Here is a 7282-nt window from a genome sequence, read left to right as displayed (position 1 = left end):
TCCAATATACTTATAAAAAATGACGTTAGTGAAGATCCTCCTCATCTCCCTTTAAAGGGATGGGGATTTTCTTTCACCAACGTCATTTATTGTACAACCTGATTTTGGACTCGGTGGAGTTTTTCTGTTTTCCAATAGATGTTAATCGCAAATAGATGTTCCAATAGCAAAAACATTATGGTATCGTTGTTTCTTAAATACATATAATTATCATAGGGGGATATGGTTTTGAAGCTCAAAATTGGTCTAATATGGCGTATAATTATTGCCATAGCATTAGCGGTAGGACTCGGATTACTAGTTCCGAAAATTAGTGAGGGTTTTGCAGATTGGTTTGTCAGTCTTGCTGCTACATTTAATATGATTTTTGGAGGCTTTTTGAACTTTGTAGTACCATTAATTATTGTTGCATTTATCGCACCTGGGATTGCTAAGCTTGGTAAAGGATCAGGTAGACTTCTTGGTCTTGCGACGGGATTCGCTTACTTTTCGACAATCGTAGCCGGTATCCTCGCATTCTTTGCAGCAACGACAATACTGCCTGGATTCATCGGAAGTATTGGAAATGATGATATTGAAAATGCTGGCAGAGCAGCTGCAGAATCATTTTTTACGATTGAAATGACACCAATAATGGGCGTCATGTCGGCACTTCTTCTGGCATTTGTTCTTGGGATCGGTATGGCTTCTATTGGTAGTAAATCAATGCTTGCTGTGTTTGATGAATTCAATGTGTTAATTGAAAAAGTGATTTCATTCGTCATTATTCCGCTTTTACCTTTCCATATTTTTGGAATATTCCTTAATATGACGTATACCGGTCAAGTTGCAAAAGTACTTTCGGTATTTGCGGTGGTGTTCGTTATGATTATCGTTCTTCATCTCGTTATGCTTACATTGCAATATACTGTTGCGGGAACGCTTACAAAACGCAATCCGTTCGGTCTAATGAAAATAATGGCACCTGCTTATTTCACTGCACTCGGGACGCAATCATCAGCGGCGACAATTCCGGTTACGCTGAGACAGGCGCGTGAAACAGGCGCATCAGAGAAAGTGACCGGTTTTACAATTCCATTATTTGCAACGATTCACCTATCAGGAAGCACGATTACACTTGTATCCTGTTCGATTGGTGTTTTGCTGATGAATGGAATGGCGGTTGAATTTAGTGCGTACTTGCCGTTCATCTTCATGCTTGGTGTTACGATGATTGCAGCACCTGGAGTGCCAGGCGGAGCGGTTATGGCGGCACTTGGACTACTCAGCACGATGCTTGGTTTTGATGAAGGAATGGTTGCGCTTATGATTGCACTTTATATGGCACAAGACAGCTTCGGAACTGCAACAAACGTTACGGGTGATGGAGCACTAGCTATTATTGTTGATAGGTTTACTAAAAATGATGATGTTGATGCTGCTAAAACGAAACTAGAACAAGAACAATACTAATAAATTACTTTTGAACCGGTACAATACGTACCGGTTTTTTGAATTGTATGGATTCTCAGTAGGACTTGATAAATGAAAATGAGTGAAGACTAGAAAAATGATTGCATACAAGTCTTGAATTAAGGGCATTCCTTTCAAATGAAACGATTCTCAATGATTTGCAAGGCAATGCTTAATACGTTAAGATTAGAATGATACTAAATTGAGAATGGATATCCGTTCATCTTTAATATATTGGAGGTATTGGAATGGCTACTTTAGAAATTAAAGACCTTTACGTTGAAATTGAAGGCAAGAAAATATTAAAAGGCGTCGATTTGACGATCAATACAAATGAGATCCACGCAATCATGGGTCCAAATGGTACAGGTAAATCTACACTCGCGCAAGCGATTATGGGGCATCCCAAATATGTTGTTACATCCGGTACAATCACACTCGATGGTGAAGATGTACTTGAAATGGCAGTGGACGAACGCGCTAGGGCGGGTATCTTCCTTGGCATGCAATATCCAAGCGAAATTACAGGTGTTACAAACGCTGACTTCCTTCGTTCTGCAATTAATGCAAAACGTGAAGAAGGCGACGAAATTTCATTGATGAAGTTCATCCGTGAACTTGATAGCAAAATGGAATTCCTTGAAATGGACGAAGACATGGCTACACGTTACTTGAACGAAGGTTTCTCAGGTGGAGAAAAGAAACGTAACGAAATTCTTCAGCTTACAATGTTGAAGCCTAAATTTGCAGTGCTTGATGAAATTGACTCAGGTCTTGATATCGATGCATTGAAAGTTGTTTCAAAAGGCATCAACGACATGCGCGGCGAAGAGTTTGGTTGCCTAATCATCACTCATTACCAACGTCTTCTTGACTACATTACGCCAGACAAAGTTCACGTTATGATGCAAGGTAAAGTTGTTAAATCCGGTGGAGCTGAACTAGCACATAAACTTGAAGAACAAGGGTATGACTGGATTAAAGAAGAACTTGGCATCGAAGACGAAACTGTCGAGCTGGAAGTTTAAGAAAGGAGGACGATTCAAAATGACGGTTGAAACAAAATTGGCATTAACCGAACAGGACGTCCGTTCCTATTCCGCTAAGATGAATGAAGCAGATTGGATGGCGGATTTCCGTGCAGATGCATTAGTGAGAGCGGGACAGCTTCCAATGCCAAAACCAGATAAAACAAAAATCGACAAATGGAACTTTACTGAATTCCCTGCCCATACGGTAGAGAGTACTGTGTATGCTTCATTGGACGAGCTTTCTGAAGAAGCGCGTGCCCTTGTTGATAAAGAGCAGCAGAACAGCATTTATGTACAACACAATAACACACCCGCTTACTTGTTTTTATCTGAAGAGTTGAAAGCGAAAGGCGTCATTATGACAGATATTTTCACAGCATCACGCGAACATAGTGATCTTGTGAAAAAGTATTTCATGACAGACGGTGTGAAAGTTGACGAGCATAAACTAACTGCACTTCATGCAGCACTTATGAACGGCGGCGTTTTCGTATATGTTCCGAAAAACGTTGTTGTCGAAGAGCCAATTCAAGTGTTGTTTTTACATGATGATGAGCAAGCTTCACTCTTTAACCACGTTCTTATCGTGGCAGAAGCGAATAGTTCAGTGACGTATGTTGAGAACTATTTATCGACTGTAGAAGAAGCAAAAGGATTAGCTAATATCGTTGCTGAAGTATTCACAGGTGATAATGCACAAATCACTTACGGTGCGGTTGATGTACTCGCGAAAGGATTTACAACTTATGTGAATCGTCGTGGAGTTACAGGACGCGATAGCCGTATTGACTGGGCACTAGGACTGATGAATGACGGTGATACGATTTCTGAAAACATTACACATCTTGTTGGTAACGGATCTCATTGTGATATGAAGACAGTTGTTGTTGGACGCGGTAAACAGCGCCAAAACTTCACAACTGAAATCGTTCACTGGGGAACAGATACAGAAGGATTCATCTTGAAGCACGGTGTTGTGAAAGAAGAATCTACATGTATCTTTAACGGTATCGGAAGAATCGCAAAAGGTGCAACAAGAGCAAACGCTGTCCAAGAGTCACGCGTCCTTATGTTGAGTGAAAGGGCACGCGGAGACGCAAACCCAATTTTACTTATCGATGAAGACGACGTAACAGCAGGACACGCTGCATCGGTTGGTCGGGTTGATCCAATGCAACTGTTTTACCTGATGAGCCGTGGAATTAAACAGCAGGAAGCAGAACGCCTTGTCATTCATGGTTTCCTTGCGCCAGTTGTCAGCAAATTGCCGATTGAAGGCGTTAAGAAGCAATTGACGGAGGTTATCGAAAGGAAAGTGCGCTAATGCTCAGTACAGACATCCGCAAACATTTCCCAATATTAGACCAAGAAATAAACGGGCATCCGCTCGTTTATCTAGATAGTGCCGCGACTTCACAAAAGCCGCGGCAAGTAATAGAAGCAATCAGCAACTATTACGGCCTTGATAACTCGAACGTTCACCGCGGCGTGCATACGCTTGGAAATCGTGCGACAGAAGGATATGAAGGGGCGCGCGAAAAAGTGCGCAACTTCATCAATGCGAAGTCGACGGAAGAAATCATATTTATGCGCGGTACGACAACGGCTTTAAATACAGTTGCGCAAAGTTATGGTCGGGCGAATGTCGGTGAAGGTGATGAAATCGTCATCACGTACATGGAACACCATTCAAACATTATTCCATGGCAGCAGCTGGCAAAAGAAAAAGGGGCAGTGTTGAAGTACGTTGACCTTGAGGAAGACGGCACACTATCACTTGAAAAGGTCCGAGAAGTTATTACAGACCGGACCAAAATCGTGTCAATCATGTACGTATCGAACGTACTTGGTACGATGAACCCGATTAAAGAAATTGCGGAAATTGCACATGCACATGGAGCTGTCATGGTTGTCGATGGTGCGCAAGCTGCGCCACATCTGAAAATCGATGTACAGAAACTAGATTGTGACTTTTTCGCTTTCTCGGGACATAAGATGTGCGGTCCGACCGGCATTGGTGTCCTTTACGGGAAAAAAGAGTTGCTTACTAACATGGAGCCGATCGAGTTCGGCGGCGAAATGATTGATTTTGTTGGTTTGTATGAATCGACATGGAAAGAGCTTCCTTGGAAGTTTGAAGGCGGTACACCGATAATCGCAGGTGCGATTGGTCTGGGTGCTGCTATCGATTTTCTTGAGGAAATCGGACTAGATAACATTGAACGGCATGAACACGAACTTGCAAAATATGCAATGGAGCGGATGTCTGAAATCGATGGACTTTCGATTTACGGTCCACTCGATCCAGAAAAACGTGCCGGGCTTGTTACTTTTAATCTGAACGATGTCCATCCACACGACGTTGCAACCGTGCTTGATATGCATGGTATTGCCGTTAGAGCAGGTCACCACTGTGCTCAGCCGCTTATGAAATGGCTCGATGTATCATCCACGGCACGTGCTAGCTTCTATATTTATAATACAGAAGCTGACGTCGACCGCCTCGTGGACGGACTCCGTATCGCAAAGGAGTATTTTGCAGATGTCTACTAATAAATTAGATCAGTTATATCGCTCGGTCATCATGGACCATTATAAAAACCCTAGAAACAAAGGCGTCATCGAAGAAAGTAGCATAACGATCGATATGAATAATCCGACATGTGGTGATGTGATCCATCTGACGCTACAAATAGATGATGGCATTGTTCAAAATGCAAAATTCGAAGGCGACGGCTGTTCAATATCAATGGCATCCGCGTCGATGATGACGCAGATTGTTAAAGGGAAAAAAGTGGATGAAGCACTAAAAGCTGCCTCTGTTTTTTCGGACATGATGCTCGGCAAAGGTGTTGACGACTCCATCGACCTAGGTGATATTGAAGCACTTGCGGGAGTATCGAAATTTCCTGCGCGTATTAAATGTGCAACTTTGGCATGGAAGGCGATGGAAAAGGGAGTCGGAAATGACTCCGAACAGTAACTAAAAGGACGGAGGAATAGTAATGGCTAAGAAAATGCCGGATATCGGCGATTACAAATATGGGTTTGCTGATAAAGACGTTTCCATTTTCCGTTCGGAACGTGGTTTGACAAAGGAAATCGTTGAAGAAATTTCAGGTATGAAGAACGAACCTCAATGGATGCTAGACTACCGCCTGAAATCATTGGAAATGTTCTACAAAATGCCAATGCCACAATGGGGTGGAGATCTAAACTCCCTTAAATTTGACGAGATTACTTACTATGTTAAACCTTCTGAAGGAGCGGAACGCTCTTGGGATGAAGTACCAGAAGAAATCAAGCGTACGTTTGATAAACTTGGTATTCCTGAAGCTGAACAAAAATACCTTGCAGGTGTTTCTGCACAATACGAATCTGAAGTTGTTTACCATAACATGAAACAGGAACTTGTGGACCTTGGAATTGTGTTTAAAGACACGGATTCAGCACTTAGGGAAGATGAGGAACTTTTCAGGAAATATTGGGGAACAATCATCCCGAACTCTGATAACAAGTTTGCTGCATTGAACTCGGCTGTATGGTCAGGTGGTTCGTTCATCTATATACCACCAGGCATTAAAGTAGAGACTCCACTTCAAGCTTATTTCCGTATCAACTCGGAAAACATGGGGCAGTTTGAACGTACCATGATTATTGTTGATGAAGGAGCAAGCGTCCATTACGTTGAAGGATGTACTGCGCCTGTTTATACAACGAATTCACTTCACAGTGCTGTCGTTGAGATCATTGTTAAAAAAGATGCGTATTGCCGTTATACAACAATCCAGAACTGGGCAAATAACGTTTACAACCTTGTTACGAAGCGTGCAGTTTGTGACGCAAACGCAACAATGGAATGGATTGACGGGAACATCGGCTCTAAATTGACGATGAAATACCCTGCAATCATTCTTAAAGGCGAAGGCGCTCGTGGTATGACACTTTCAATTGCACTAGCAGGAAAAGGTCAGCATCAGGATGCTGGAGCGAAAATGCATCACCTTGCACCAAATACGTCTTCTACAATCGTGTCGAAATCAATTTCACAACACGGTGGTAAAGTAACGTATCGCGGAATCGTCCACTTCGGACGTAAAGCGGATGGCGCACGTGCAAACATTGAGTGTGACACGCTTATAATGGATGAATTGTCGACATCTGACACGATTCCATATAATGAAATTCTAAATGATAACATTTCACTTGAACACGAAGCGAAAGTTTCTAAAGTATCAGAGGAGCAGCTCTTCTACTTGATGAGCCGCGGTGTTCCTGAGCTTGAAGCAACTGAAATGATCGTTATGGGCTTCATCGAACCATTCACAAAAGAATTACCGATGGAATATGCTGTAGAAATGAACCGTCTTATCAAGTTTGAGATGGAAGGTTCAATCGGGTAATAATTATATCGGAAAACCGGCCACCAGGGCCGGTTTTTTCGTCTTTACATATATAGTCGGCCACATCTGTTGATAAACTAAAACTAACCAGTGAATGACTTGATCACCTACTGGGCGCTACGTGTATCATTGACTTTGGATTGAATGACTTCTATAAGATTACCGGGATGTCTGAATGTGTAGGGATGCGACTTTGCCGCATCCCTACATATTTTTATCGGTAATCATATGGTGGTCCTTCATCCGTCACACTCCAAATGTATGAGTACACGAAGTAAGCCACTGAAAAAGTCCTATTTCCTTCAATCCCGTTGATTTCCGTTCCGAGCGGACGCTTTCCGCGGGCACGGCTTCAGCCTCCTCGTCACTGCGTTCCTGCGGGGTCTTCAGCTCGCG

6 protein-coding genes are annotated in these 7282 nt (G+C 42.6%); all 6 read left to right on the top strand.

From position 1 onward, the window contains the following. Positions 1-228 precede the first annotated feature (228 nt). The 6 genes from I2484_RS20380 (at position 229) to sufB (ending at position 6886) form a co-directional block, all read left to right on the top strand. A complete protein-coding gene (locus I2484_RS20380) occupies positions 229-1452 on the top strand; it encodes a dicarboxylate/amino acid:cation symporter (protein WP_481886424.1) in 1224 nt (407 codons plus the stop codon). Between the two features lie 248 nt (positions 1453-1700). Then, positions 1701-2480 carry a Fe-S cluster assembly ATPase SufC gene (sufC, locus tag I2484_RS20375; protein ID WP_207152887.1) on the top strand — a complete coding sequence of 260 codons (780 nt, stop codon included), beginning with the start codon at positions 1701-1703 and terminating at the stop codon, positions 2478-2480. A gap of 19 nt (positions 2481-2499) precedes the next feature. Continuing rightward, entirely contained in the window at positions 2500-3807 is a 1308-nt protein-coding gene (sufD, locus tag I2484_RS20370) for a Fe-S cluster assembly protein SufD (protein WP_207152886.1), read from the top strand. Continuing rightward, the gene (locus tag I2484_RS20365; RefSeq protein WP_207152885.1) at positions 3807-5036 is read left to right on the top strand and encodes a cysteine desulfurase; all 1230 of its coding nucleotides are present in this window, start codon (positions 3807-3809) and stop codon (positions 5034-5036) included. Before sufD ends, I2484_RS20365 begins: the two co-directional genes overlap by 1 nt. Further along, positions 5026-5466, top strand: coding sequence for a Fe-S cluster assembly sulfur transfer protein SufU (gene sufU, locus I2484_RS20360; RefSeq protein WP_207152884.1), 441 nt, complete (start codon positions 5026-5028; stop codon positions 5464-5466). Before I2484_RS20365 ends, sufU begins: the two co-directional genes overlap by 11 nt. A 22-nt stretch (positions 5467-5488) precedes the next feature. Further along, positions 5489-6886, top strand: a complete 1398-nt coding sequence (gene sufB, locus I2484_RS20355) for a Fe-S cluster assembly protein SufB (RefSeq protein WP_207152883.1) — start codon at positions 5489-5491, stop codon at positions 6884-6886. Positions 6887-7282: the final 396 nt, after the last annotated feature.

Origin of the sequence: Sporosarcina sp. E16_8, from assembly GCF_017347095.1 — a bacterium.
GTDB lineage: Bacteria > Bacillota > Bacilli > Bacillales_A > Planococcaceae > Sporosarcina.
Note: the sequence above shows the minus strand (reverse complement) of the source record. Positions and strands in the feature narration are given on the sequence as shown.

What these genes read in the sequence shown, in the direction of transcription:
- sufD (WP_207152886.1), top strand. Translation starts at nt 2,500, where the DNA reads ATGACGGTTGAAACAAAATTGGCATTAACCGAACAGGACGTCCGTTCC.
- sufU (WP_207152884.1), top strand. Translation starts at nt 5,026, where the DNA reads ATGTCTACTAATAAATTAGATCAGTTATATCGCTCGGTCATCATGGAC.
- sufC (WP_207152887.1), top strand. Translation starts at nt 1,701, where the DNA reads ATGGCTACTTTAGAAATTAAAGACCTTTACGTTGAAATTGAAGGCAAG.
- sufB (WP_207152883.1), top strand. Translation starts at nt 5,489, where the DNA reads ATGGCTAAGAAAATGCCGGATATCGGCGATTACAAATATGGGTTTGCT.
- I2484_RS20365 (WP_207152885.1), top strand. Translation starts at nt 3,807, where the DNA reads ATGCTCAGTACAGACATCCGCAAACATTTCCCAATATTAGACCAAGAA.